Here is a 25,612-nt window from a genome sequence, read left to right as displayed (position 1 = left end):
AAAGACGACGGAATGACTTCTCTCATCCTTAACCCCGGCAAGATCACGCTGGACGAACTCGGCCTCATCCACGCCGGCGTGTGCCAGCTGAGCCTGCCCGAATCCGCCCGCGTCAACATCCGCGCCGCCCATGCACTGGTCAAGGCCGCCGCTGATGGCGACGCGCCGGTCTATGGCGTGAACACCGGCTTCGGCAAGCTGGCCAACAAGCGCATCGACAAAGACGAGCTCGACACCTTGCAGCGCAACCTGATCCGCAGCCACAGCGTGGGCGTGGGCGAGCCGCTGGCGGCCCCCATCATGCGGCTGATGATGGCTACCAAGGCCGCTAGTCTGGCGCGCGGCTACTCGGGCTGCCGCGAGGTGGTGGTGGACACCATTTTGGCGGTGCACAACGCGGGCCTGGTGCCCTGCGTGCCCTCGCAAGGATCGGTGGGCGCCTCGGGCGATTTGGCGCCGCTCTCGCACATGACCCTGGCGCTGATGGGCGAGGGCGACATGCTGGTGGATGGCAAGCGCGTGCCCGCACTGCAGGCCCTGCAAGCCGCCGGCATTGCGCCGTTGACGCTGGAAGCCAAAGAAGGGCTGGCCCTGATCAACGGCACCCAAACCTCAACCGCGCTGGCCTTGCACGGCTTGCTGGCCTTCGAGCCGGTGCTGGAGGCCGCGCTGGTGATTGGCGCGCTCACGCTGGATGCCGCCCGTGGCAGCGACGGCCCGTTTGACCCGCGTATCCACGCCGTGCGCGGTCAGCCCGGCCAGATCGACGTGGCCCAGTACTACCGTGAACTCCTCAAGGGCAGCGCCATCCGCGCCAGCCACGCCGAGGGCGACGACCGCGTGCAAGACCCGTATTGCCTGCGCTGCCAGCCGCAGGTGGTGGGCGCCTGCGTGGACCAACTGCGCCACGCGGCCCGCGTGCTGCTGATAGAGGCGAATGCGGTCACCGACAACCCGCTCGTCTTCCCCGAAGACGGCGCCATGATTTCCGGTGGCAACTTCCACGCCGAGCCGGTGGCCCTGGCGGCGGACGGCATGGCCCTGGCCATTGCCGAAGTGGGCGCGATTGCCGAGCGCCGCATTGCCATGCTGATCGACAGCAGCGTGTCGCGCCTGCCGCCTTTCCTGACGGCCGATGCAGGCCTGAACAGCGGCTTCATGATCGCGCACGTCACCGCTGCCGCGCTGGCGTCTGAGAACAAATCGCTGGCGCACCCCGCCAGTGTGGACAGTCTGCCCACCAGCGCCAACCAGGAAGACCATGTGTCCATGGCCACATTTGCCGCGCGACGTTTGCAAAACATGATCCACAACACCGCGCACATCCTCGGGATTGAGTTGCTGGCGGCGGCGCAAGGCATCGAGTTTTTGCGCCCGCTGACCAGTTCGCCCATCCTGGAAGAGGTGCAAGCATTGCTGCGCAAGGACATCGCCGCCCACCATGTGGACCGCTACCTGGCGCCTGACATTGCGCATGCGACCCAACTGGTACAGGGCGGCGCGGTGGCCCGGCTGTTGAAGCCTTTGGGCGGCTTGCCGGCCCTCTGGATTCCGGGTTAAAGCCCGATTTTCAATGCGAGCGGCCAGTGCGATACTGGCCGCCATGCACACGCCTGAAGCCCCCCACTGCGTTCGCCATTTCGGTCAAATTTTGCTGTGGCCTCTGCGGCTGATGCCGGTAAGGGGGGCTGAGGCCCGGCATTCCAAGCCCTGGGAAATCTTGTCCGCCATGGGGGACGCCACGCCCTGGCGAGAAGTGGTGGACGAATACACCGGCGACGCCTGCAACTTTCATGAGCGGCACTACAACGAGTTCGTGACCTTCCTGCCGTATGTGCAGCGCTTTCTTTACGGCGAGGGCCATGTAAAAGGTGGAGGGCAGGTTCACGGCTCGCCCATGCGGGTGTTCCGCCGGCACGACGTGAGCGCGGTGCGCGTGGTGTTGCGCCCCGGAATGGAGGCCATCACCCTGAGCGTGGTGCACGTGGACCTGTATTTCTTTTTGGATCTGGACCTGGTGCTGCTCAATGTGGAGGTGGCGGGGGACAATTTGCCGCTCACGCATGCGCAAGAGTTGCTATACCGCTTCGGCCGCGGCTACCCCTCGGGCTGGGATGCGCAGGGGCAGGCACAGCATTGCTTGCACCAGGCCGAGTGGCTGGGCGCACAGGGCCAGGTGCTGGCGCAGTCCGACGCGGGGCAGCCCGATCTGTTCATGTCGCATGTGGCCCGCCACCGCGCACCCCGTATTGCTGCCCATTGGGATTGGCTGCTGCAACCCTTGGTGAGCGACCACTCCGATCAGGTGGGTGCACTGCGCTACCGGCAGATCGAGTACTACCGCATGCCCTTGCTGGGCTATTTGGCCGTAGACGACCCCCAGACCTTGAGTCGCAGTGACTTTGTGCGCCTCGGTTTGGTCACCGGTGCGGGCCGTGCCGATGGCGAAGCGGCGCTGCCTTTCGCCAACGACCACCTGCAAGACTTTGAGGAGCGCTATTGCTACGACCGGTTCTGGTCCGCCGGTGGCGCCGCGCCCCACACCCGCTACCTCTGCACCGGCCACTCGCTGGTGGTGGTGGGCGATGCCAAGAGCCCGTTTTATTCCTGCCGCGACCGGGGTGTGCTGGCGCAGTTCCGGCACCAGCATTTCCTGCTCTTTTTGATTGCGCACTTTCAGAAGGCTGCGCTCTTGATGTTTTCAGACCGGTTGGCCGAAACCCTGCGCAACCTCAACATCAGCGACCCCGGCAGCGTGCGTACCTTCAAGCGCAGCATCCGCAGCAGCTTTGCCAGCTTTTTGCGCTTTACCCATCGCTACTGGTTTCACGAAATCTCGGAGCAGGCCCAAACCCGCGCGCTGTTTGCCAAGAGCGCCCAGCACCTCGGGCTGGACCCGCTGTACGCCGAGGTGAAAGAGCGCATTGCCGACATGAACAATTACCTGGAGGCCGACAGCCTGCGTCGCCAGGCCAACACGGTGGTGCGCCTGACGGTGGTCACCATCCTGGGGCTGATCGGCACCATTACCACCGGCTTTTTGGGCATGAACCTGCTGTCCGAGGCAGACGCCCCCATGTCCCGCAAGGTACTGGTGTTTGCCGTGGTGTTTGTGGTCACCATTGCGCTCACCGTGTACACCATGGCCAAGTCCAAGCGCTTGTCAGATTTTCTGGATGTGCTGTCAGAAGAGCGCGTAAGCCCGTGGACCAAGCTGAAGGCCTTTGCTGCCATCTGGGCGCGCGATCGGGACCGCGACTGAGTGGCTTGGACAGACGTTTTGCTATCAAAATAGAAGCTGCTCCCGCATATTCCACGTGCGCTGGAGGCCTATTTGATACCGAAGGTGCCTGTGGAAGGCGGTAGCGGGTCACTACAGGCGGCAGAATGCGGCCCATGGATTCACAAGGAAAACGACATGTTGCTAACTGATATCGCCGTCGAGCACACGCTGGCGCCCCCCAAAGGAGGCCTCCGTGTGACCTTGGTGGTGCATCCCTTTACGAATACGCAGCGGGACTCGCTGGGAAAGTTCGAGATCGTTCGCAGCGTCCGTGAGCCGAACGGAAAAGACGTGAAGCGTTCCACCTTTGTGTCGTTTCAGCAATTGGCAGAGCTGTATGCCAAAGGGGTGCTTGAGGAATTCGGATTTGGTGTGCGCATGTGCCCCGCCGATAGCAAGCACCCCAATGTGACTCCCGTCAAAAAACTGCTCCCTGCCTGCATCAAGCCGGGCTCACCATTCGACCTCGCGGTGCAGGGCGTGGATGTTTCAATTCCAGCCACCCGCGAGTTGCGGACCGCATTGCTGCGCACGAGCGTCAAGGTGTAAGGGCCTGACGGGCCGGTCCGCAAGCACCTTCAGAGGTCACTCGGGTGTGACGGGCAAGAAGTGGAGTGTCTGGCTATCATGAATTGAACCAAGGACGCCAACACCCATGCTCATCCAGCGCACCTACGCAAGCCGCACTGCCGCCATCCTCGGCCCGGGCGATGTCAAAGACATCTTGCTGATTTCTGCCCGCAACAACCAGGCTGCGGGCATCACGGGCGCACTGTGCTTGTCCAATGGCATCTTCCTGCAGCAGCTGGAGGGGGACCGGACCGCCGTGAATGCGCTGGACCACCGTATCCTGAAAGACTCCCGGCACAAAGACCCTGCCATTCTGTAATGGGCCGGATCAGGCGCCTGCTTCAGCAAGAGCGGGTTCAGGAAGTGCCAGTGGATTTCAGGTGCCCGCTGTGTGAACGCAAGATTCCTCCGGCTCAGCGCGACGCACATCATTTGATTCCGAAGTCCAAGGGCGGCAGGCACACTGAATACCTGCACCGGATATGCCACCGCCAGATTCACGCGCTATTCACGGAAACCGAGTTGGCCAGACAGTTCAACTCGGTGGAAGCCTTGCTGGCTCACCCGGACATGGCGTCTTTTGTGGCCTGGGTCAGAACCAGGCCCGATGACTTCATGGAGCGCACGCGAAAAAGCCAACGCATCCGTAGCAAGTAAGGGGGCGGTTTATGCCTTGGGGGTCTATGCCTTCGGGGTGCCTGCAGCTGCAGGCTTATTAAGCTTGAACCTGGCTGCTGCAGCTGCCTTGTAGACGATTCGTTGTTGACGTGAATTGGTTGCCGAAAGCCTCACGCCAAAGGGCGCGATTCCAACAAACTGAGGGGAACAATGGATGAACGGAAGTTCTCAGCCGGTAAAGGGCGACCGTACAAGTAACCTTGAGCAAAATCGCATTGATTTCTGAGTAGCCAATCTGCCTGCTCATTAGTTTCAACACCTTCTGCGATCACAGGCAAGCCCAGACTATGGGCCATGGAAATAATGGCCAGGACCAAAGACTGGTCTTCCTTGTTCTCCGACTCGCCGGCGACCCCCCATACAAAGCTCTTGTCGATCTTCAGAGCAGCCGCTTGGAGGTGCTTGAGGTAGCTGAGTGACGAATATCCTGTACCGAAATCATCGATCATCAGTCGTATACCGAGGTTGCGGACTCCGCTGAGCCACTCTGCAACTGTGCCGGAGCCGTCCAGAAGTACAGACTCCGTGATCTCAAAACTGACCTGCGATCCATCAAGTCCGTAACGACTCAGTGTTTCCGTAATGCAGGCCAAAGAAAGCCCTCGGGGTACTTGCCTGCCTGATACATTGATGGCAACACCGACATGGGCGTCCAGTCCTGCCTTATGCCAAGCAGCCAATTGCCGGCAACTTTCCTCCAATACCCAAACACCCATTTCCACAATCAGACCAGTTTCTTCTGCCAAAGGGATAAACGTGTCCGGACTGATCAAGCCTTTTTGAGGATCGCGCCAACGCAAAAGTGCCTCGACATGCGAAACGGCGGCTGAACCCATAGTCACAATGGGCTGGTAGAAAAGCTCCAGTTCATTTTGGGCCAGTGCCCGTCTCAGGTCCACTTCCAAAGTTCTTCGGCTCTGAGTGTCTACATCCAATTCCGCAGAGTAGAAGGAAAACTCATCTTTTCCGAGGCTCTTCGCCTTGTACATGGCCATCTCGGCACGCCGTAGCAGGTCATTTGGAGTGCTTCCATCTGTGGGGAAAACTGATATTCCGATACTCGCACCGGCCCAGACGACATGCCCCAGAACGTTGAAACTCTCTGAAAACGCGTTCAACACTTTTTGCGCAATTTCTGCGGCTTCTGCCTGGTTTTTGCAGCCCCCAAGGCAGACAGCAAACTCATCGTTTCCAAAACGCGCCACCATGTTGGCCGGGCCGACGGTTGCGACGAGGCGTTCGTAGGCATATTTCAGCAACAAATCGCCCGTATCGTGCCCCATGGAGTCGTTGATCTTTTTGAAACCCTCAATATCGACCAGCATGAGGGAACCACTTTGATCACTGCCCATCACCATTAAGCAGTTGCCGACGTATTCGGCAAAGTAGTTCCTGTTGGGCGCGCCTGTGAGGGTATCGAAGTTGGCTTTCAGGTACAGCTGATCTTCAAAAAATTTACGCTCACTGATATCGCGGATACCAATGACACCGCCTCTGATCTTGTCGTTATAGCGAACGACCGTGCAGGAGACCTCTGCTGGGAACCGTCTACCGTTTGAATCAATCAAAGTCGACGATAGGCTGCTCCATCGCTGTCCGCTGTTCAATGAAGCCAATAAGGGACCGCTGTACTCCAACGGCAGCAGATCTTTGATTTCCAAGGTAAGGATGTCATCACTGGTCAGAAGCAGCAAGTTGGAGGCAGAAGGGTTCGCAAAGGTCACAGTACCGTTCAGGTCAATGCCAAGGATGGCGTCGTCCACTGCATTCAGAACGGATCGATTCCGCTCAGCCAGGGAAACTCGTTGGCGGGAGTCTTCCAGGATCTGTTTCATCAGCTTCTGAGCATGCAACCCCGCATAAATCACTGCCATCAAAGCCAGTATCAGCAGTCCCCCAACCCAGGGAAGGATGTCTTGAATCGGCTTTTGGGAGTGAGCCCGAGGTTGCCAGACCACGAAACCGAAACGAGTCGAATCCGCCAACGGAATGGGGACATCGGTAAATCCGGCGGGCACCTCTTGAACAATTTCAAGCCCCGGGAGACCCATGACGTCGGCAGTGATGGGGAGTACAGATTCGGCCACAGACTTTCCGAAGACCAATAGTGCATCCGGCTCCGGATTGGCCGGAGAGGTACTGGTTTCGGGTCGGAAGCGCACCGCAGCAACCGCATAAAGCTGGCCATTCAGTTGCACGAAGCCGGTGGCTGAAACGGTGGTGGCAGCACCCTCCAGCGGGCGAGACCTGGCTTGCGAGAGAACTTTCTTGAACGCATCACTTTTGCTCAATTGCTCAAGGTCAATGTCTCTGTCACTTTGCTTTGCGTCGAAAAGAATGCGGTTGTTGGCATCGAAGACCACACTGAATGCGAGTTCGAAAGTCGAAATCGCGTATTCGCCTGCATTTTTGCTCCACCACGCTCTATCTTCTCTCACGAGCAGGGCGGCTATGGACTCATCCCAATTGGAATAGTCCAGAGCTTGAACGGAGAGTTGACGGGATTGCAACTCCAACAAACTGGCGAACTGTCGGCGCGAGTCTTCGGCGGACAGGCGCGACTGGCTGCTTCCCATGTGCATCAGCAGCGCAATGACCGCAGAAACGCAAACAAGGATGACGACCCCGACGACGAGCGAAACTCGCTTCAAGGTGTCCGATGCATCCAGTTTTCCCGAGTGTGGAAAACGTTGTAATTTTCCAGATTCGAATTTGCTCACTGGCTGCGGGGAAGGGGGTGAGTCAATGAGCATTCAATTCCGAATAGGTTGTTTGCCAACTTGCTGAGACAGTACCACTTCCATTTTCGATTGAAAAGTGCGACGCCGAATACCCTTCCGGCAGAAAAAAATTCTATTCCAAGGCAGCGGCTACTGAGACGCTTAGTATGTTCAAGCCTTGGGGGTCTCTGCCTTCGGGGTGCTTGCAGCTGCAGGCTTCTTGAGCTTGAACCGGGCTGCGGCAGCTTCCTTGTTGCGGGCTCGCTCAGCCATGATGCGGTCCAGCTCCTCCCGGCTACCTTTTCGCTTCATGTTGGGGTCTTTGCCAAATACGCCGGCCATAGTGATGTTTCCTTTAGCCCAGTCTAACTGACGGTAGATTCGTTCCGGCAACGAAGGGTGGCAGATAAACTGCTTTCCATTCATCATTCGCCTCTGCATCCCATGCGCTACACCCTGCCGCCCGACACCGTTCACGATTACGCACGCTACGGCGCAGTGGTGCTTCGCGGTGTGCTCACGCCCACTGAAGTGGCGCAGCTGGAGCGTGGCATCGAGCACAACCTGGCGCACCTGAGCCCGCTGGCCTTGGTGGCCAGCCAGCCGGACGACCCGGGCCGCTTTGTCGAAGACTTTTGCACCTGGCAGCACAACCCGGACTACACCGCCGTCATGCAGCACAGTGCCTTGCCCTTGGTCGCCGCGCAGCTGATGCAAAGCGACACGGTGCGCATCTACCACGACCACCTTCTGGTCAAAGAGCCGGGCACCCGCCAACCCACCCCCTGGCACCAGGACCAGCCCTACTACAACGTGGCCGGCCGGCAGAACGTGAGCTTCTGGATACCCGTGGACCCTGTGCCCCTGGAGAGCACGCTTCGCTTTGTGGCTGGCTCGCACGCGGGCACCTGGTACATGCCGCGCACCTTCCGCGACCAGCAGGCCAAGTGGTTTCCTGAAGGCACGCTGGCCGAGCTGCCTGCCATCGATGCACACCCTGAAAAGTTTGAGCAACTCGCCTGGGCCTTGGAGCCCGGCGATGCCGTCGCTTTCCACATGCTGGCCCTGCACGCCAGCAGCGGGGTAGGGCCGGGGACGCGGCGCCGCGTGTTCTCTGCCCGCTATCTGGGCGACGATGCCCGCCACGCTGTGCGCAGCTGGCGCACCTCGCCCCCGTTTGCCGGGCTGGCAGATCGTTTGCCGGATGGCGCGGTGATGGACGATGCGCTGTTTCCCTTGCTAAACCTCGGCTAACGCTCATGGACTTGCTGCCCCACTGGCGTCTGCTGCGCGCGCTGGCTGCTGTGGTGGAGACCGGCAGCACCCAGCGGGCCGGCGCCCTGTTGCATGTGGCGCAGTCCTCGGTGGCCCGAGCTGTGCAGCAGCTGGAGGCGGTGGCCGGTACCGCCTTGTTCGAGCGGGCTGGTCGCGGCATGCTGCCCACGGCGGCGGGCCAACAACTCGCTCTGCGTGCGGCGCGAGCTTTGCAGCTCTTTGCGGAAGCGGACAAGCACCGGACCCGGCATGCAACGACGCGCTGGCACGAGAGCCCACTGGCCCTCGGGGTAGCGGCCCGCCATGTGGAGGTATTGCTTGCGGTAGCTGCGGGTGCCAGCGAGGCACGCGCGGCCCAGCAGCTCGGGGTCAGCCAGCCTGCAGTGCACCAAAGCCTGCAACAGCTGGCCCACTTGAGTGCGGCCACCTTGTTCGTTCGCACCCGTACCGGTTTGCGCTTGGAGGACGCGGGCGACGCCCTGGTGCGCGCCTGTCGCCTGGCTCTGGCCGAACTGCGGCAAGCCGCGGAAGAGTGGCCGCGCGCCGGTGCGACCCTGCAGGGGCGTCTGGTGGTGGGCACGCTCCCGTTCTCCACGACCATGCTGTTGGCACCGGCGGTAGAGCAGCTGTTGCACCGGGAGCCCGGTGTGGAGCTGGTGTTGATCGATGGCACCTTCGACGCCCTGGTCGCCCAATTGCGCAACGCCGAGTTGGACTGCATCGTCGGCGCCTTGCGCCATGCGCCGCCCCATGCGGATCTGCAGCAGGAGTGCCTTTTTGATGACAGGCTGGCAGTGGTGGCACGGGCAGGGCATCCGTTTGCGACAAGAAAACGCATAGCCTGGAGCGCGCTGCACAAGGCGCAGTGGGTGATGCCCATGCCCGACACCCCGGCCCAGAGGGCGTTTGACCACATGGTCCACGCCACCGGCTTGCCCGTACCCACTGCCCAGCTGCGCGCCAATAGCGCGATGCTGATGCAGGCGCTTTTGCAAGACAGCGACCGGCTTGCTTTGATGTCACCCCGCCAGATGGCCCGCGAAATCGCAGCCGGACTCCTGGTAGAGCTGCCACTGGCAGTGCCACAGGACGCACGCCATATCGGGGTACTGTGGCGCGCAGGCTACCTGCCAACCCCTGCCGCCGCTCAGTGGCAAGGCCTGCTGCGCGAAGTCGGGCGCAGTTTGGGGTCATAGTGCGGACATAAGCAAAATGCATAGGTCGGCAAGACTTTGCATTGGACGCAACCTACTCCGGATTGCACACTGCAGTGGCACCCCGCCTCTCAGGGGGTATGGCCACGCTACCCACAAAAATCCGGAGACATCACCATGCAAAAGCGTTCCTTCATCCGCGCTGCGGCGCTCACCACACTGGCCCTGAGTCTGGGCACTGCCTGGGCGCAGGACAACACTTTCAAAATCGGGTTGCTGTTGCCCCTGACCGGGCCCTTTGCATCTACCGGCAAGCAACTCGAAAACGCAGCGCGGCTTTACATCGCGCAAAACGGCGACACGGTAGCCGGCAAGAAAGTGCAGCTCATCATCAAGGACGACACCGGTGTGCCCGATGTGAGCAAGCGGCTGGCGCAAGAGCTGGTGGTCAACGACAAAGTGCAGGTGTTGGCCGGCTTCGGGCTGACCCCTTTGGCCATGGCCAGCGCGCCCATTGCTACCCAGTCCAAAACCCCCATGGTGGTGATGGCGGCAGCCACTTCCAGCATTAGCGAGGCATCGCCCTATATCGTGCGCACCAGCTTCACGGTGCCGCAGGTGGTCACCATCCTTGCGGATTGGGCTATCAAGAACGATGTGCGCAAGGTGGTCACACTGGTAACCGACTACGCACCCGGTGTCGATTCCGAGACCTGGTTCAACCAGCGCTTTGTGGCGCAGGGCGGTGTGGTGGTAGAGGCGCTGCGGGTGCCCCTGCGCAGTCCGGACTTTGCGCCTTTCCTGCAGAAGGTGCGTGACGCCAAGCCGGATGCGCTGTTCACCTTTGTACCGGCGGGTGTGGGCACGGCGCTGATGAAGCAGTTTTCTGAACGTGGCCTGGACAAAGCCGGTATCCGCGTCATTGCAGAAGGCAGCGTGACGGACGATGACATTCTGGAAGCCATGGGCGACGTGGCGGTAGGCATTGTTACCGCGCACCACTATTCTGCTGCGCACAACTCGGCCCTGAACAAGCGCTTTGTGGAAGCCTATGGCAAGGCCAATAACGGCTTGCGCCCCAACTTCATGGCCGTAGGTGCTTATGACGGCATGCGCGTGATTTACGAGGCCGCCAAGGCCACGCAAGCTGCGGGGGGTGAAGTGCTCTTGCAGGCGATGAAAGGCCAGTCATTTGAAAGCCCGCGCGGCCCGGTGCTGATTGACCCTCAAACCCGCGATGTGGTGCACAACATTTACGTGCGCAAGGTGGAAAAAACCGGTGGCCAACTCTGGAACACCGAGGTCCAGACCTTCACTGCGGTGAAAGACCCCGCCAAGGCGACCAAGTGAGCATTGCGGCCCGCACGCTGGTGCTGCTGCCCGGCTTGATGTGCGATGCAGCAGTATGGGCGCCATCGCTCTCCGGCCTGCCCGCCGGCTGGGAACCGTGGGTGGCGGATTACGGGCTCTGCAACAGTCTGCAGGCTATGGCCGGGGCGGTGTTGGCTGGAGCACCGCAGGGGCCCTTCGCGTTGGCCGGTCATTCGATGGGCGGCCGGGTGGCGCTGGAAGTGGTGCGGTTGGCCCCGCAGCGGGTCAGCCACCTGGCTTTGCTGGATACCGGTCATACGCCACGGGCTGCAGGCGGGTCTGGGGACGAGGAGGCCCGCAAACGCTACGCCTTGCTGGAGATGGCCCGCACACAGGGCGTGCGCAGCATGGCGCAAACCTGGGTGCAGGGTATGGTGGCCCCTGATCGGCTGATGGATGCAGAGTTGATAGAGGGCATTGTGGCCATGTTCGCGCGCAAAAGTGCCGAGGTGTTTGAGGCCCAGATCCAAGCTTTGCTGCACCGGCCGGATGCCGGCGAGGTGCTGCGCAGCGTAGCCGTGCCGACCTTGCTGCAATGTGGCGCGCAAGACGCGTGGTCCCCGCCTGCGCAGCACGAAGCCATGCGCGTTTTTGTGCCGCACGCGGCCTTGGACTTGATTGAACACGCCGGCCACATGGCACCCATGGAGCAGCCGCATGCAGTGGCGGCCAGCCTGTCACGCTGGCTGATGCAAACCGGGGAGGGCCCATGAACGCCATGGAACGCTACGCCGCAGAGGCCGATTGCCGTGCGCTGGTGCTGCAAGCGGCAGACGCGGTGGACCGTGCAGATGCAAATGCGTTCGCCGCACTCTTTGTGGCTGATGGCACCTTGGTGCGCCCGGATGGCAGCCTGTTGCAAGGCCGGGCCGCCATCGCAGCAGCCTATGCCGCCCGCGATCCGGACCGGCTGACCCAGCACCTGGTGTGTAACCAGTTGGTGAGGCTGCAGCCGGATGGCGCTGCGGCCTTGGTCCGCAGCAAGGTGCTGCTTTGGTCCGGCAGCCATAGCGCGCCGCTCACGCCCCAAGGGCGGGCGGCCGATGCGCTCAGTCAGGTGGGCGAGTTTGTGGATGCGATGGAGTTCAGTGCAGAAGGGTGGCGCATCCGCCGGCGGGAAGCGCACTTTGTCTTGTTCCGGCGTGAAGTTTGATGCTATCAATTAAGTAGCTGCTTGCGCATATTCCACAGGCGCCAACCACCTATTTGTCTTGCAACTGGTTGGTGTGATGTACCAAGGGCAAGCACTGTGTCAGTTACAGGGCCAAGAATGGGTAGATTCTAAAAATTCAACCCATTCGCAGGCCCCCCCATGACGCACCAGCAGTCTTACGAACACAAGCGCACATCTGCCGACCAAGCCATCCGGCAGGTGCGTGATGGCGACACCATCATCGTCCCTACCGGTGTGGGCGAGCCCCCCAGTTTGCTGACCGCGCTGTCAGAGCAGCGGCGCAGCTTTCGCGATGTGAAGGTGTGCCAGATTCTGGCCATGCGCAAGTACGGCTACATCGACCCCGCCACCACCGAACACGTGCGCCACGTCGCCTTCTTTTTTGGCGGGGCCACACGGGCTGGCGGGCAAGAGGGGTGGATTGACTTCATCCCCAATTACTTCTCGGAAATTCCGGCGCAAATCGAGCGTGGGCAGATGCCGGCAGACGTGGTGTTTGCCATGGCGTCGCCCATGGACGAGCACGGCTTTTTTGCTCTGAGCCTGGGTGCGGACTACACCATGGCGGCCGTCAAAAAAGCCCGCGCCGTGGTGTTGGAGGTCAACCCCAACGTGCCATTTGCCTTTGGCAACTGCCATGTGCACATCTCGCAAGTGGCGGCGCTGGTGGAGAGCGATGCGCCGGTCATGGAGGTGGGCCTGCCGAAGATCGGGCCGGTGCAGCAGGCCATCGGCAAGTACGTGGCTGATTTGATTGACGATGGCTCTACCCTGCAGATCGGCTACGGCGGCATCCCCGACGCGGTGGTGATGCAGCTCACCGGCAAAAAGGATTTGGGCATCCACACCGAGATGATTGGCGACGGCATCATGACGCTGGTGGAGGCGGGCGCCGTGACCAACCGGCGCAAGAACTTCATGCCCGGAAAAATGGTGGCCACCTTCGGTCTGGGTTCAGCCAAGCTCTATCGCTTTATGCACCGCAACCCGGGGCTGGAGATGCACCCGGTGGAATTTACCAACGATCCGGCCATTGCCGGCCTCAACGACAACTTGGTGGCCATCAACGCCACCTTACAGATCGACTTTTTGGGCCAGTGCGGCTCCGAGAGCCTGGGCCATGCGCCGTATTCCGGCACCGGCGGGCAATCAGACTTTGTGCGCGCGGCCAACCGGTCCAAGGGGGGCAAGGCCTTTATCGTGCTGCCGTCCACCGCCAAGGACGACACCATCTCCCGCATCGTGCCCTCGCTGTCGCCGTGCACCCACGTCACCACCAGCAAGAACGACATCAACTACGTGGTCACCGAATACGGCGTGGCCCAGCTGCGCGGCAAGTCCATGAAGCAGCGAACGCAAGCGCTCATCGCCATTGCTCACCCCAAGTTCCGCGACGAGCTGACCGCGCAGGCCAAGCAACTGAAGATTTTGTGAAACTGCAAACGGGGGAACGTGAGGCGAGGTAAATCTTCATTTCTTCGTCCAGCGGTCGATAGAGACCGTATGCAAGTTTCTGCCTCGTCTTCATCCAGCACCGCCTCCTCCAGCGCGGGTGCCAGTGATATTGCCAAGCTGCAGAAGCAGCTGCGCTCGCTGACCGAAGAGCTCAAGAGCGTAGCCACGTCCAACCTGGACGCCAAGGCCAAGAAGGAGAAGGTCAAACTGCTGCAGGCCCAGATCCAGATGGTGCAGGCGCAGATCGCTGCCATTCAGCGCGCGCGGCAACAGGAGCAGCAGGAGGCCCAGACGCGCAAGGCGGAGGACGCCAGCATCCAACGCAGCAAAACCCAACGCGGGATCTCGACGCTGGGCAGTCGGCTCGATACCTTCGCCTGATCGGTTCGATCAGTGGCCTTCTGGACGTCAGAACTCGGTGATCACGGTCACGCCGGCCACCTCGAACTTGTCCATGTTCATCAGCGCATCGATGGACTGTTGGAGGTTGATCTTTTTGCCCACCAGTTTTTCAGGCGCCAGCTTGCCGGTGCGCACCATGTCCAGCATGGCGCCGTAGCGGTGGGCCTGCATGCCGTGGCTGCCCAAAATCTCCAGCTCATGGGCGATGACCTTGGCCATGGGAATGGCCGGCGTGCTGTTCTCGGCCAGCATCAACCCCACCTGAATGTGTTTGCCCCGTCGGCGCAGGTTGCTGATGGAGTTGAAGCAGGTGGTGGGGTGGCCCAGCGCATCCAGCGACACATGCGCTCCGCCTTGCGTGATCTCCATCACCGCCTCGACCACGTTGGCCACCTGGGTGGCGTTCACGGTAGCCACCGCACCCATGGCACGCGCCATGGCGAGCTTGTCTTCCGAGATGTCGATGGCCACCACATTGGCGCCCACCGCGTGGGCAATCATGATGGCCGAGAGGCCCACGCCGCCACAGCCGTGCACGGCCACCCATTGGCCTGCAGAGGTTTTGCCCTGGTCGACCACCGCACGGAATGAGGTCACAAAGCGGCAGCCCAGGCTGGCGGCGGTGGCAAAGTCCAGCGTTTCGGGCAGGGCCACAAGGTTCAGGTCTGCCTTGTGAATGGACACGTATTGCGCGAACGAACCCCAGTGCGTGAAGCCGGGCTGGAACTGCTTTTCGCACACCTGCTGGTTGCCGGAGTGGCACTCCGGGCAGCTGCCGCAGCCGCCCACAAAAGGCACCGTGACGCGGTCGCCCACCTTCCAGCGGGTGACATCCTTGCCCACAGCTTCCACCGTGCCCGCCAGCTCGTGGCCGGGCACGTGGGGCAGCACGATGTCGGTGTCATGCCCCACCCAGCCATGCCAGTCGCTGCGGCACACGCCGGTGGCCTGCACCTTGACGACCACGCCATGCGTCTCCGGCGTCGGGTCCGGCACGGTTTGCAGACGGGGTGGGGCGGAGAAGGCTTCGTAGACAACGGCTTGCATGGGGGGTCCTTGTGGGGATTGACGTGAAAGAAAAAGACAAAAAATTATGGGCGCATCCGGCTGGAATTACTTTTCCTTGTTTGCTATGGTTAGGGCACATTTGATGGCGAACATTTCGCCAAAAATGAAATTTTGAAAGAATCCCCTCCAGTGAGTGACTTAGATAAAACGGATGCCGCCATTCTGGATTGCCTGCAGCGCGATGGACGGCTCTCCAACGCCAAACTGGCCGAACACCTCTCGCTCAGCGAAACGCCGTGCTGGCGGCGCGTGAAGCGCCTGGAAGAGCAGGGCGTGATTGAGGGCTACCAGGTCATGCTCAACCGCCGCAAACTCGGCCTGGGGGTGATGGCGTTTGTGCAGCTGTCCTTCACCCAGCACACCACCGAGGCCACCGCCGCCTTCGAGCGCATCATCCAAGCCAGCCCGAACGTGCTCGCCTGCCACAACACTACCGGCGATGCCGACTTCTTGCTGCAAGTGGTGGCACGGGACCTTGATGACTACAGCCGCTTTGTGGAAGAGGTGCTGCGCAAACTTCCCTTTGTGTCCAGCATCCGCTCCAACCTGTCGCTGCGGGAAATGAAGGCCTCGAACCGTTTGCCGGTGACGGATATTTTGTAGATTTGCAAGTCCCCCAAACACCTATCCCGGAGCCCCTCATGTCCCTCGCCATTCTCAAAACCCTGTTCGCCCAGAAGACGTGGGCCAATGCCGAGTTGTTTGATGCCATGCATCTGGTGGACGCGGTGCAGCATGCCGAGCCGCTGCACATTGCCACGCGCACGCTAAACCACATCTACGTGGTGGACCGCATCTTTCGCGCTCATTTGCTGGGCGAGGCGCATGGCTACACACAGACCAATACCGACGACACGCCCGCGTTAGGTGACTTGCATTTCGCCGCTGCCGAGACGGACCACTGGTTTGAAACTTATGTGGCGGGGCTGGGTGAAGCTGCACTGGCCGAGAACCTGAGCTTTCAGTTCACCGATGGAGACGCCGGCCGCATGACGCGCGAGGAGATGCTCTTCCACGTGTTGGCGCACGGCTCGTACCACCGTGGCAATGTGGGGCAGGTGCTCAAGGGCATAGGCATGGCGCCGCCGCGCGACTTGCTCACCAAGTTTTTGCACCAGCGCGAGCCGGCACGGCGCCAGCCCGCTTGATCATCCATGGATCGCTATTGATTTGATAGCTGCTGGCGCATATTCCACGTGCGCTAGCAGCCCATTTGGCTTGTAACTGGCCTAGAGTGCCGTGCGCAGCGTCCAGATCTCGGGGAACAGCACTACGTCCAGCATCTTGCGCAGGTAGCTCACGCCGCCGGTGCCGCCCGTGCCGCGCTTGAAGCCGATGACGCGCTCCACCGTGGTGACGTGGCGGAAGCGCCAGAGGCGGAAAGCGTCTTCTAGGTCGGTCAGCTCCTCGGCCAGTTGGTACAGGTCCCAGTGGGCCTTGGGGTCGCGGTAGACCTGCAGCCAGGCGGCTTCCACCTCGGGGCTGGCAGCGTAGGGCTGGGTCCAGTCGCGCTCTAGGTGGCTGGCGGGCACGTCAATGCCGCGGCGGGCCATGAGCTTGAGCGATTCGTCGTACAAAGACGGCGCTTCATATGCTGCTTGCACCAGCGCCAGCCGCTCAGGTGCATGGGCGTGGGGCTTGAGCATGGCGGCATTTTTGTTGCCCAGCGAGAACTCGATGCAGCGGTACTGAAAACTTTGGAACCCACTGCTCTGGCCCAGGTAGGGCCGCATGGCGGTGTACTCGGGCGGCGTCATAGTGGCCAGCACGTCCCAGGCGTGCACCAGCTGCTCCATGATTTTGCTCACGCGCGCCAGCATCTTGAAAGCGGGTGGAAGGTCGTCCTGGGCGATGTGCGCGATAGCAGCGGTGAGCTCATGCAGCATGAGCTTCATCCACAGCTCGCTGGTCTGGTGCTGGATGATGAAGAGCAGCTCGTCGTGCGTGGGCGACAAGGTGTGCTGCGCCGCCAGGATGGTGTCGATCTGCAGGTAGTCGCCATAGCTCATGGACTTGCTGAAGTCGAGCTGGGCCTTTTCTTCGGCGACGATTTTTTCGGTGTTGTTCATAAGTGATCCAAGAGGTGGACGGGCGGCGCAGGTTGGGGCCGATTTGCTGACCCTGAGGGTCTGATGAGGCCCCGGCCTGTGCCGCCCGGCCGCCTCGTGCAAGCGCAAACCAACGTCAGGTCACCGCATGTTTGCGGTTGAACTCAGGCTTCTTCCACTCGCCACTCTCCAATACCTGACGCAGATGCTCCACCGCGTTCCACACATCTTCAAACCCGATGTACAGCGGCGTAAACCCAAAGCGCAAGATGTCTTTGTGGATGCCGCCATCGCCCGCGCGGAAGTCGCCAATCACGCCACGCGCGATCAGCGCCTGCACGATGGCAAAGGCGCCAGAGCCCAAGTCGCCGCCGGCGGTGTGCTCACGGGTCAGGCACACCTGTGAACCGCGCTGGGCGTGCTCACGCGGGGTTGCCAAACCGAGGCCATAGCCTTGGCAGCGCTCTTCCACCAGCTGGATGAACAGGTCGGTCAACGCCAGTGACTTGGCGCGCAGGGCCGTCATGCCACCCAGCTTCTCCGCCGCCTCAAAGCCCTCCAGACCGCAGCCCAAGAGCGACATGCTGACGATGGGCTGGGTGCCGCACAGGTAGCGGGTGATGCCGGGGGCGGGTTGGTAATCGGGTGTGAAGGCAAAGGGTGCCGCGTGGCCCCACCAGCCGGCCAGGGGCTGCCAGAAGCGGTCGGCGTGCTTGGGGTGCACCCACACAAAGGCCGGCGCGCCGGGGCCGCCGTTCAGGTACTTGTAGCCGCAGCCCACCGAGAAGTCGGCGCCCGAGGCTTTGAGGGTTACCGGCACGGCCCCCGCGCTGTGCGCCAGGTCCCAGATCATCAGCGCGCCTGCTGCGTGGGCCGCGGCGGTCAGGGCGGGCATGTCGTGCATGGCGCCGGTGCGGTAGTTCACGTGGGTGAGCATCAGCACGGCCACGTCGGCGGTGAGTGCGGCGGCAATCTCTTCGGGCTCTACCAGCTTAAGGGTGTAGCCGCGCTCTTTGCACAGGCCTTCGGCGATGTAGAGGTCGGTGGGGAAGTTGCTGCGCTCGCTCACGATGAGCTTTCGCTTAGGCGCGTCCTGCGCGGCGATCGATAAGGCAGCAGACAAGACCTTGAACAGGTTGATGGACGTGCTGTCGGTGGCCACCACCTCATCCGCGTCGGCACCAATCAGCGGGGCAATGCGGTTGCCCAGGCGCTGCGGCAGGCTGAACCAGCCGGCCGTGTTCCAGGAGCGGATCAGGCCTTGGCCCCATTCTTGAGTGACGACTTCAGCCGCACGGGCAGCGGCCGTTTTGGGCATCACGCCCAGCGAGTTGCCGTCGAGGTAGATCACGCCTTCGGGAATGTCAAACTGGTCGCGCAGCGGGCGCAGGGTGTCGGCCGCATCACGGGCGCGGCAGTCGTTCAGGGTGAGGGGAGTGGTCATGGGGTCTCAAGGAGAGTAGTTTGCGAAATTATGTGTTGAGATCCTTTGTGTGATAAGTTTTAATCGCTGAGTTCAAGAAATTAGACTAACTTAGTCTTTTGGGTTAAGAAATTGGAAAATTCATGCAGCAAGTGACAGACAAAGCCGACCGGCTCCTCTTACGGGCCTTGCAAGACAACGCGCGCCTGACCTCCGGTGAGCTGGCGCAGGTGGCCAATTTGTCGCAGTCGCCCACCTGGCGGCGCGTCAAGCAGCTGGAAGATGCAGGCACCATCAAGGGCTACCACGCCGCGCTGGACCGGCGGGCGCTGGGCTACAGCGTGCTGGCGTTTGTGTTGATCGGCATTGACCACCAGAACGAAGCTTCGTCACAGGCCTTTGTGCAGGCGGTGTCCGAGATTCCGGAGGTGGTGCAGTTCCACGCCATCTCGGGGCAGGCTGATTTTTTGGTGGGGCTGGTGGCACGCGACCTGGACCATTATTCCGAGTTGTTGCAACGCAAGCTGCACCGCCTGCCAGGCGTGCGGCAGGTGCAGTCGCATTTTTCGCTGCAAGAGTTCAAGGGGCAGATGGCGGATCTGCCGGTTCCGCTGGACTGAGCGCTGGATTTCAAACGGTTCACAATGCAGCAGCCCTTAACAACCGGACTCGCCATGAAACTACGCCATCTTTCTTTTCCGCTGCATGGACGTGCACTCGTATGTGGAGTGGCTTGTTTGCTGCTGAGTGGCGCGGCTTTGGCCAACAAGCCCGACTGGGCGGGCAAGGGCAAAAACAAGCACTCGGAGGAGTCACACGCCCAAGCGCAAGGTGGCTCGGTAGAAATCCGGGTGGGCAGCTACTTTGGTGATGACCAACGTCGCACCGCGCAGGACTACTACGGCGCCCAACAGGCCAAGGGCAACTGCCCGCCCGGCCTGGCCAAAAAGAACAATGGATGCCAGCCACCTGGCCAGGCCAAGAAGTGGTCGCGTGGCCAGCCGCTCCCGAGGGATGTGGTGTTCTATCCGCTGCCGCGTGATATCTCGGTGCGCATCGGCTTGCCGCCGGCAGGCTACAAATACGTTCGGGTGGCCAACGATATTCTGCTGATCGCCATTGGCACCAGCATCGTGGTCGATGCGATTGAAGACCTGATGCGTTAATGCCTCACAGCGGCGGCGTGCACCCGCAAAGGTGCACGCCGTCGTGGGGGGTTAGAGCTTGCCGAGCAGCAGGTACTCCATGAGCGCCTTCTGCACGTGCATGCGGTTTTCAGCTTCGTCCCAGACCACGCTTTGCGGGCCGTCGATGACTTCGGCTTCCACCTCTTCGCCACGGTGGGCGGGCAGGCAGTGCATGAAGATGGCGTTGGGCGCGGCCACCGCCATCATCTTGCGGTCCACACACCAGGCGGCAAAGGCCTTGCGGCGGACTTCGTTTTCGGCCTCGAAGCCCATGCTGGTCCACACATCGGTGGTGATCAGGTCGGCGCCTTGGCAGGCTTCCATCGGATCGCTATAGGTTTTATAGCTGCCCGCGCCCATTCCACCGGCGCTGGCGGCCAATGTCTCATTAACTTCATAGCCGCTGGGTGTGGATACGCGCAAGTGGAAGCCCAGCTTGGCGGCGGCCTGCAGCCAGGTGTTGGCCATGTTGTTGCCGTCACCCACCCAGGTCACGGTCTTGCCCTGGATAGGGCCGCGGTGCTCGATGTAGGTGAAGATGTCCGCCAGGATCTGGCAGGGGTGGAATTCGTTGGTCAGGCCGTTGATGACGGGCACCCGCGAGTTGGCGGCAAAAGCTTGCAGCTTGGTTTGCTCGTAGGTGCGGATCATCACGATGTCCGTCATGCGGCTGATGACCTTGGCGCTGTCCTCAATCGGCTCGGAACGGCCGAGCTGGCTGTCGCCGGTGGTCAGGTGCACCACGCTGCCGCCCAACTGGTACATGCCGGCTTCAAAGCTTACGCGCGTGCGGGTGGAAGCCTTCTCGAAGATCATGGCCAGCGTGCGGTCGACCAGGGTGTGGTGGCGCTCAAAGGTCTTGAACTTGCGCTTGATGAAGGCTGCGCGCTCCAGCAGGTAGGCGTATTCGTCGGCGCTGAAGTCGTCGAACTGCAGGTAGTGCCGCACTGGCGGCGCGCCTTGGGGCAGGGTGCTGGGGACGGCGTTGCTGGAGAGGCTCATGCGGTTTCTTTCAAAAAGGCAGCAATCAGGGGCGCGAGGATGGCGACGATCTCGTCGGCCTCGGCCGCGCTCAAAATCAGTGGGGGCACCAGGCGGACCACGCTGTCAGCCGTCACGCTGATCAGCAAACCTGCATCGGCAGCCCGTTGCACCAGGGCGCCGCAGGGCTTGGACAGGTCCACGCCCATCATCAGGCCCTGGCCGCGGACTTCTTTCACCCCGCCATTGGCAATCTCGGCTTTCAAGGCGGCTTCCAGACCGGCTTTCAGGTGGGCGCCCACCTTCTCGGCATTGGCCAGCAGACCTTCCGCTTCCATGATGCGGATGGTTTCGACCCCGGCGCGCATGGACAGCGGGTTGCCGCCGAAGGTGGAGCCGTGGTTGCCGGGTTGGAAGATGGTGGCGGCTTTGGGGCCCACCACCACAGCGCCCACCGGCACGCCGGAGCCCAGGCCCTTGGCCAGGGGCATCACGTCGGGCTGGATGCCTGCCCACTGGTGGGCAAACCACTTGCCGGTGCGGCCCATGCCGCACTGCACTTCGTCAATCATCAAGAGCCAGTCGCGCTGGTCGCACAGGGCACGCACGTCGCGCAGGTAGTCCATGTGCATGGGGTTCACACCGCCTTCGCCCTGGATGGCTTCAAAGAATACGGCCACGACATTCGGGTTGCCTTCGGTAGCTGCTTTGAGTGCGCCAATGTTGTTCACCGGCACGCGGATAAAGCCTTCCACCAGCGGGCCGAAGCCGGCTTGCACCTTGGGGTTGCCGGTGGCGCTCAGGGTGGCGATGGAGCGGCCGTGGAACGCTTTTTCGTACACCACCACTTCGGGGCGGGCTATGCCCTTGTCGTGGCCGAACTTGCGGGCCAGCTTCAGGGCGGCTTCGTTGGCTTCCAGGCCGGTGGAGCAGAAGAACACATTGCTCATGCCCGAGCGTTCCACCAGCAGTTTGGCCAGCTCTTCCTGCAGGGGGATGTGGTAGTAGTTGGAGGTGTGAATCAGCTTGGTGAGCTGGTCTTGCAGCGCGGGCACGAGCTGGGGGTGGTTGTGGCCTAGGGTGTTGACCGCGATGCCGCCCAAGGCGTCCAGGTATTCCTTGCCGTTCACGTCCCACACGCGGCAGCCTTGTCCATGGCTCAGGGCGATGGGCAGTCGGCCGTAGGTGTTCATCACATGGGGTGAAGACGGCGTGGTAACGGTGGCGGCGGTCATGTCATAACTCCGGGGTTGGCTACAAAACAGATCGGCCCGACTGCTGCAAAGGCCAGTCGGGCCGTTGAAGCCTGATTTTAGGCGCACTGGGCATGGCGGTTTCGTGACAAATCCACATCACACTGATGCGCACTCGCATAGCTGGTTTGTCATCTCCATGACAGCGGAGCGGGTAGAATTCTTGTGCGGCGCAGCACCAGCTTTTTACGGTGCAGTGTGCAACCCGAAATTTCGCACGTACTGATGGCCACCACTCCTCCAAAAGAACTCTACATCCTGGGAATCACGCGGCAAGGCAAGACCTTTCGCCCCAGTGACTGGGCAGAGCGTCTGGCCGGTGTGATGAGCCAATTCCGCCCCGGTGGCGCCACCCGTGGCAGCCACCTCGGCTATTCGCCTTGGTGCGTGCCCACCTCGATCGGACAGGTGAAATGCGTCATCGTGCACCCCGACCTGCGGGACTACGACGTCATGGCCTGGGATTTCTGCCTCAATTTCGCCCGTGACAACGAGCTGCAGGTCAGTGAGACCCGCCCTGAGGTACCTGCTGCGCCTGCCGCCCGTCCGGCAGCTCCCGAATAATTTTTTGTCCTGACGACAGAAACAAAAAAGCCGTTCAGATGAACGGCTTTTTTGCTTTTGCTGACAGCGCACCCTAACAAACGGCGAACCTTGTTGCCAAGGTCCGTGCGGTTGCCTAAGTGATTAGGCTGCGAGTGCCAAGGCTTTCACCTTGGAAGCCAAACGGCTCTTGTCGCGTGCTGCCTTGTTCTTGTGGAAGATGCCCTTGTCAGCCACGGTGTCCACCACGGCTTGCATCTTGGCAAACAATTCTGCGGCTTTGGTCTTGTCACCGGCCACAACTGCCTTTTCCACGTTCTTCACCGCGGTGCGGTACTTGGAACGCAAAGAAGTGTTTGCTGCATTGATCTTGATGTCCTGACGGACGCGTTTACGGCCCGACGCCAGGCGCGGGTTCTTTTTCTTGGGTTTACCAGATGCCATGATTAATATTCCTTGTGTTGGAGGATGTTGTCAGCAAAGCCGATGATTATATACCGCGCCGTCCCGGGTGACCAGTCGCCGCGTTGGGACGGCAGTTGATGGGCAGCGGATGGCGGCTACACTCCCGCCGGTGAGCCTTATCAAATCAGTATCTACCGTGTCCCTGTGGACACTGGCCTCCCGGGTGACCGGCCTGGCACGTGAGTTGTTGGTGGCTGCCGCCTTCGGCGCCAGCGCCATGACGGACGCATTCAACGTCGCATTCCGTATTCCCAACTTGTTTCGCCGGCTGTTTGCTGAAGGGGCTTTCAGCCAGGCCTTTGTGCCGGTGCTGGCGGCCAGCAAAGCCCGCCATGGGGAAGAAGCGACAAAGCTTTTGGTGGACAAGGTTGCCTCGCTTCTAGCGCTTGCTCTGGTGCTTACTTGCATCGTCGGGGTAGCCGCAGCCCCCTTGCTGGTTTGGGCCATGGCCAGTGGCTTGCAAAAAGACCCCGCCGGATACGACGCTGCGGTGTTCATGACGCGCTTCATGTTCCCCTACATCGGCTTTATGTCGCTAGTGGCCTTGTCGTCCGGCGTGCTCAATACTTGGAAGCGCTTTGCAGTTCCCGCCGCAACGCCGGTACTGCTCAATATCAGTTCCATCGCGGCTGCCTGGCTGCTGGTGCCCTGGTTCCGGGAGCAAGGCATTCAACCGATTTACGCGATGGCGGTTGGTGTCATGGTGGGTGGGTTGCTCCAGCTGCTGGTACAGATTCCGGCCCTGAACCGTATCGGCATGTTGCCGCGCTTCGGGCTAACCTGGGCCGCGTTGCGGGAAGCCGCGGCCGATCCTGAGACTAGACGCATCGGCAAGCTCATGCTGCCGGCCCTGTTGGGGGTGAGCGTGGCCCAGATTTCCTTGCTGATCAACACCCAGATTGCCTCCCACTTGCCCACGGGCAGTGTGAGCTGGTTGACCTACGCAGACCGCTTGATGGAGTTCCCCACCGCCATGCTGGGTGTGGCACTGGGCGTGGTGCTGATGCCGCAGCTGGCCGGTGCCCGCGCCAAGGACGATGCTGCCGGCTATTCCGCCTTGCTCGACTGGGGCCTGCGGATTGTGGTGCTGTTGGCTGTGCCGTGTTCCATTGGCTTGCTGACATTTTCCAAGCCCATCGTGTCGGTGCTGTACCACTATGGTGCGTTTTCGGCCACCGATGTACAGCAAACGACTTGGGCACTGATGGGTTGGGGCGCTGGCTTGGTGGGCATTGTGGCCATCAAAGTGTTGGCCCCCGGCTATTACGCAAGCCAGGATATCAAAACCCCTGTCCGGATTGCCGTGGTGGTGCTCATTGCCACCCAGCTGATGAATCTGGCACTGGTACCCATCTTTAAACAGGCCGGCTTGTCTTTGTCTATCAGCTTGGGTGCCATGCTGAATGCAGGTTGGTTATTGGTAGGCTTGATGCGTCGGGGCAGTTTTCAGCCGCTGGCAGGTTGGGGACGGTTTTTGCTTCAGGTGCTTGCCGCGGCTGCGGTCCTGGTGGTGTACTTGTTGTGGGCCGCAGGCCTGGTGGACTGGGTGGCGCTTCGCGCCCAGCCATGGCTGCGTATCGGCTGGTTGACTTTGTTGATGGGTGGTGCCGGGGTGGTGTATTTCGGCGCCTTGTGGGCAGCGGGTCTGAATGTGCGCCAGTTTTTGCGGCGCTGAACCGGGAGGTGAGCCATGAAGCTGGATATGTCCCTACCTTCTCCGCTGGAGTACTTCGCCAGCCTGGTGCAGGACGACGACGATTTTGCGTTGTTTGAAGCCGCGCTCTCGCTGGCGCAGGATGAATACCCCGATCTCGATATGCAAGCCAGCATGGGCGAGGTGGATCAATTGCTGGCCCGCGTGCGCCGGCGCTTGGCAGACGATGCATCTGCCCTCCAGCGCGTTAGGGTGCTGAACCAGTTTTTCTTTACCGATCTGGGGTTTGCAGGCAACGTCAACAACTATTACGACCCGGACAACAGTTTTGTGCCGGTCATGCTGCGTACCCGCCGGGGCATTCCGATTTCTTTGGCTGTGCTGTGGATGGAGCTGGCCCAGGGCCTGAATCTGGACGCGCACGGAGTGAGCTTTCCCGGACATTTCATGGTGAAGGTCAGCCTGCCCATGGGGCAGGCGGTGATTGACCCTATGTCCGGCCGGTCACTCAGCCGGGAAGAGTTGTCTGAGTTGCTGGAGCCCTACCGCCGTCGTAGCGGGTTGGTGGATGAGTTTGAAGCACCTTTGGGCTTGTACCTGCAATCTGCCACTCCGCGGGATATCGTGGCCCGCATGCTGCGCAATCTCAAGGAAATTTACCGGTCCCAGCAGGACTGGCAGCGCTTGTTGGCGGTGCAAGAGCGCTTGGTCGTGCTGCTGCCGGAGTCCTGGTCTGAGTACCGGGATCGCGGCCTGGCCCATGCGGAGCTCGGGCACCACCGCGAAGCCTTGGCGGACCTGGAACTCTATTTGGAGCATGCCGACAAAGTCGTCGATGTGGACCAGGTGGTCGATCAGGTTAAAGCCATCCGGACACAAACCGGTCTTTGAGAGTCCCTGCCTGAGGG

At 61.3% G+C, this 25,612-nt stretch carries 27 protein-coding genes; 19 read left to right on the top strand and 8 right to left on the bottom strand.

The features are described 5' to 3' along the window. The first annotated feature begins 12 nt into the window (after positions 1-12). The 5 genes from hutH (at position 13) to ACOAP0_RS02990 (ending at position 4,510) form a co-directional block, all read left to right on the top strand. A complete protein-coding gene (gene hutH / locus ACOAP0_RS03010; RefSeq protein ID WP_498375647.1) occupies positions 13-1,560 on the top strand; it encodes a histidine ammonia-lyase in 1,548 nt (515 codons plus the stop codon). A gap of 43 nt (positions 1,561-1,603) precedes the next feature. Next, positions 1,604-3,262 carry a hypothetical protein gene (locus tag ACOAP0_RS03005; protein ID WP_498375648.1) on the top strand — a complete coding sequence of 553 codons (1,659 nt, stop codon included), beginning with the start codon at positions 1,604-1,606 and terminating at the stop codon, positions 3,260-3,262. A 156-nt stretch (positions 3,263-3,418) separates the two neighbouring features. After that, entirely contained in the window at positions 3,419-3,832 is a 414-nt protein-coding gene (locus ACOAP0_RS03000) for a hypothetical protein (protein ID WP_498375649.1), read from the top strand. Positions 3,833-3,938: 106 nt separating this feature from the next. Then, complete coding sequence (locus ACOAP0_RS02995) at positions 3,939-4,172, top strand: BLUF domain-containing protein (RefSeq protein WP_498375650.1); 234 nt, start codon at positions 3,939-3,941, stop codon at positions 4,170-4,172. Further along, entirely contained in the window at positions 4,172-4,510 is a 339-nt protein-coding gene (locus tag ACOAP0_RS02990; RefSeq protein ID WP_498375651.1) for an HNH endonuclease, read from the top strand. Before ACOAP0_RS02995 ends, ACOAP0_RS02990 begins: the two co-directional genes overlap by 1 nt. A gap of 131 nt (positions 4,511-4,641) precedes the next feature. Here ACOAP0_RS02990 and ACOAP0_RS02985 read toward each other — a convergent pair whose 3' ends face one another. Further along, positions 4,642-7,251: a bifunctional diguanylate cyclase/phosphodiesterase gene (locus ACOAP0_RS02985; protein WP_498375652.1), complete on the bottom strand. Its 2,610-nt coding sequence runs from the start codon at positions 7,249-7,251 to the stop codon at positions 4,642-4,644. A gap of 171 nt (positions 7,252-7,422) precedes the next feature. Continuing rightward, positions 7,423-7,593 carry a hypothetical protein gene (locus ACOAP0_RS02980; protein WP_157673054.1) on the bottom strand — a complete coding sequence of 57 codons (171 nt, stop codon included), beginning with the start codon at positions 7,591-7,593 and terminating at the stop codon, positions 7,423-7,425. Positions 7,594-7,695: 102 nt separating this feature from the next. Between ACOAP0_RS02980 and ACOAP0_RS02975 the strand changes: the two genes are divergently transcribed. From ACOAP0_RS02975 to ACOAP0_RS02945, 7 genes are all read left to right on the top strand, one after another. Beyond that, positions 7,696-8,505 carry a phytanoyl-CoA dioxygenase family protein gene (locus ACOAP0_RS02975; protein ID WP_498375653.1) on the top strand — a complete coding sequence of 270 codons (810 nt, stop codon included), beginning with the start codon at positions 7,696-7,698 and terminating at the stop codon, positions 8,503-8,505. A 5-nt stretch (positions 8,506-8,510) separates the two neighbouring features. Next, positions 8,511-9,722 carry a LysR family transcriptional regulator gene (locus ACOAP0_RS02970; protein WP_498375654.1) on the top strand — a complete coding sequence of 404 codons (1,212 nt, stop codon included), beginning with the start codon at positions 8,511-8,513 and terminating at the stop codon, positions 9,720-9,722. Between the two features lie 135 nt (positions 9,723-9,857). Then, a complete protein-coding gene (locus ACOAP0_RS02965) occupies positions 9,858-11,030 on the top strand; it encodes an ABC transporter substrate-binding protein (RefSeq protein ID WP_498375655.1) in 1,173 nt (390 codons plus the stop codon). Further along, positions 11,027-11,764, top strand: a complete 738-nt coding sequence (locus tag ACOAP0_RS02960; protein WP_498375656.1) for an alpha/beta fold hydrolase — start codon at positions 11,027-11,029, stop codon at positions 11,762-11,764. The genes ACOAP0_RS02965 and ACOAP0_RS02960 overlap by 4 nt, the downstream gene beginning before the upstream one ends. Further along, entirely contained in the window at positions 11,761-12,204 is a 444-nt protein-coding gene (locus ACOAP0_RS02955) for an SgcJ/EcaC family oxidoreductase (protein WP_498375657.1), read from the top strand. The genes ACOAP0_RS02960 and ACOAP0_RS02955 overlap by 4 nt, the downstream gene beginning before the upstream one ends. A 159-nt stretch (positions 12,205-12,363) precedes the next feature. Further along, positions 12,364-13,659 (top strand): acetyl-CoA hydrolase/transferase family protein, encoded by a 1,296-nt coding sequence (locus tag ACOAP0_RS02950; RefSeq protein ID WP_498375658.1) that lies wholly within the window; start codon positions 12,364-12,366, stop codon positions 13,657-13,659. 69 nt (positions 13,660-13,728) lie between these two features. Continuing rightward, positions 13,729-14,061, top strand: a complete 333-nt coding sequence (locus ACOAP0_RS02945; protein ID WP_498375659.1) for a FlxA-like family protein — start codon at positions 13,729-13,731, stop codon at positions 14,059-14,061. A 27-nt stretch (positions 14,062-14,088) separates the two neighbouring features. Here ACOAP0_RS02945 and ACOAP0_RS02940 read toward each other — a convergent pair whose 3' ends face one another. Beyond that, entirely contained in the window at positions 14,089-15,129 is a 1,041-nt protein-coding gene (locus tag ACOAP0_RS02940; protein WP_498375660.1) for a zinc-dependent alcohol dehydrogenase family protein, read from the bottom strand. A gap of 150 nt (positions 15,130-15,279) precedes the next feature. On the opposite strand from ACOAP0_RS02940, the gene ACOAP0_RS02935 reads away from it, so the two are divergent. Together ACOAP0_RS02935 and ACOAP0_RS02930 are read left to right on the top strand one after the other, a co-directional pair. Next, positions 15,280-15,753, top strand: coding sequence for an Lrp/AsnC family transcriptional regulator (locus ACOAP0_RS02935; RefSeq protein ID WP_313877668.1), 474 nt, complete (start codon positions 15,280-15,282; stop codon positions 15,751-15,753). Positions 15,754-15,791: 38 nt separating this feature from the next. Beyond that, entirely contained in the window at positions 15,792-16,298 is a 507-nt protein-coding gene (locus tag ACOAP0_RS02930) for a DinB family protein (RefSeq protein WP_498375661.1), read from the top strand. 81 nt (positions 16,299-16,379) lie between these two features. Here the strand turns inward: ACOAP0_RS02930 and kynA are convergent, their stop codons facing one another. Further along, the gene (gene kynA, locus ACOAP0_RS02925; RefSeq protein WP_498375662.1) at positions 16,380-17,219 is read right to left on the bottom strand and encodes a tryptophan 2,3-dioxygenase; all 840 of its coding nucleotides are present in this window, start codon (positions 17,217-17,219) and stop codon (positions 16,380-16,382) included. A 115-nt stretch (positions 17,220-17,334) separates the two neighbouring features. Beyond that, a complete protein-coding gene (kynU, locus tag ACOAP0_RS02920) occupies positions 17,335-18,642 on the bottom strand; it encodes a kynureninase (RefSeq protein WP_498375663.1) in 1,308 nt (435 codons plus the stop codon). A 122-nt stretch (positions 18,643-18,764) separates the two neighbouring features. Here kynU and ACOAP0_RS02915 point away from each other — a divergent pair, with 122 nt between their 5' ends. Both ACOAP0_RS02915 and ACOAP0_RS02910 read left to right on the top strand, forming a co-directional pair. Next, positions 18,765-19,241 carry an Lrp/AsnC family transcriptional regulator gene (locus tag ACOAP0_RS02915; RefSeq protein ID WP_313873466.1) on the top strand — a complete coding sequence of 159 codons (477 nt, stop codon included), beginning with the start codon at positions 18,765-18,767 and terminating at the stop codon, positions 19,239-19,241. A gap of 54 nt (positions 19,242-19,295) precedes the next feature. After that, positions 19,296-19,787, top strand: coding sequence for a hypothetical protein (locus ACOAP0_RS02910; protein WP_498375664.1), 492 nt, complete (start codon positions 19,296-19,298; stop codon positions 19,785-19,787). A 51-nt stretch (positions 19,788-19,838) separates the two neighbouring features. On the opposite strand, the gene argF is transcribed toward ACOAP0_RS02910, so the two are convergent. Next, positions 19,839-20,810 (bottom strand): ornithine carbamoyltransferase, encoded by a 972-nt coding sequence (gene argF, locus ACOAP0_RS02905; RefSeq protein WP_498375665.1) that lies wholly within the window; start codon positions 20,808-20,810, stop codon positions 19,839-19,841. After that, positions 20,807-22,024 (bottom strand): aspartate aminotransferase family protein, encoded by a 1,218-nt coding sequence (locus ACOAP0_RS02900; RefSeq protein ID WP_498375666.1) that lies wholly within the window; start codon positions 22,022-22,024, stop codon positions 20,807-20,809. The genes argF and ACOAP0_RS02900 overlap by 4 nt, the downstream gene beginning before the upstream one ends. Before the next feature lie 243 nt (positions 22,025-22,267). On the opposite strand from ACOAP0_RS02900, the gene ACOAP0_RS02895 reads away from it, so the two are divergent. Then, positions 22,268-22,606 (top strand): DUF3579 domain-containing protein, encoded by a 339-nt coding sequence (locus ACOAP0_RS02895; protein WP_138514965.1) that lies wholly within the window; start codon positions 22,268-22,270, stop codon positions 22,604-22,606. Positions 22,607-22,729: 123 nt separating this feature from the next. Here ACOAP0_RS02895 and rpsT read toward each other — a convergent pair whose 3' ends face one another. Continuing rightward, positions 22,730-23,029, bottom strand: coding sequence for a 30S ribosomal protein S20 (rpsT, locus tag ACOAP0_RS02890; RefSeq protein WP_087494412.1), 300 nt, complete (start codon positions 23,027-23,029; stop codon positions 22,730-22,732). A gap of 130 nt (positions 23,030-23,159) precedes the next feature. On the opposite strand from rpsT, the gene murJ reads away from it, so the two are divergent. After that, positions 23,160-24,725 carry a murein biosynthesis integral membrane protein MurJ gene (murJ, locus tag ACOAP0_RS02885; RefSeq protein ID WP_498391309.1) on the top strand — a complete coding sequence of 522 codons (1,566 nt, stop codon included), beginning with the start codon at positions 23,160-23,162 and terminating at the stop codon, positions 24,723-24,725. A 15-nt stretch (positions 24,726-24,740) separates the two neighbouring features. After that, complete coding sequence (locus ACOAP0_RS02880; RefSeq protein ID WP_498375669.1) at positions 24,741-25,595, top strand: SirB1 family protein; 855 nt, start codon at positions 24,741-24,743, stop codon at positions 25,593-25,595. Positions 25,596-25,612: the final 17 nt, after the last annotated feature.

This window comes from Curvibacter sp. Hmag1.1 (assembly GCF_059769165.1).
The sequence above is the reverse complement of the archived record's forward strand: the minus strand, read 5'-3'. Positions and strand labels throughout refer to the sequence as shown.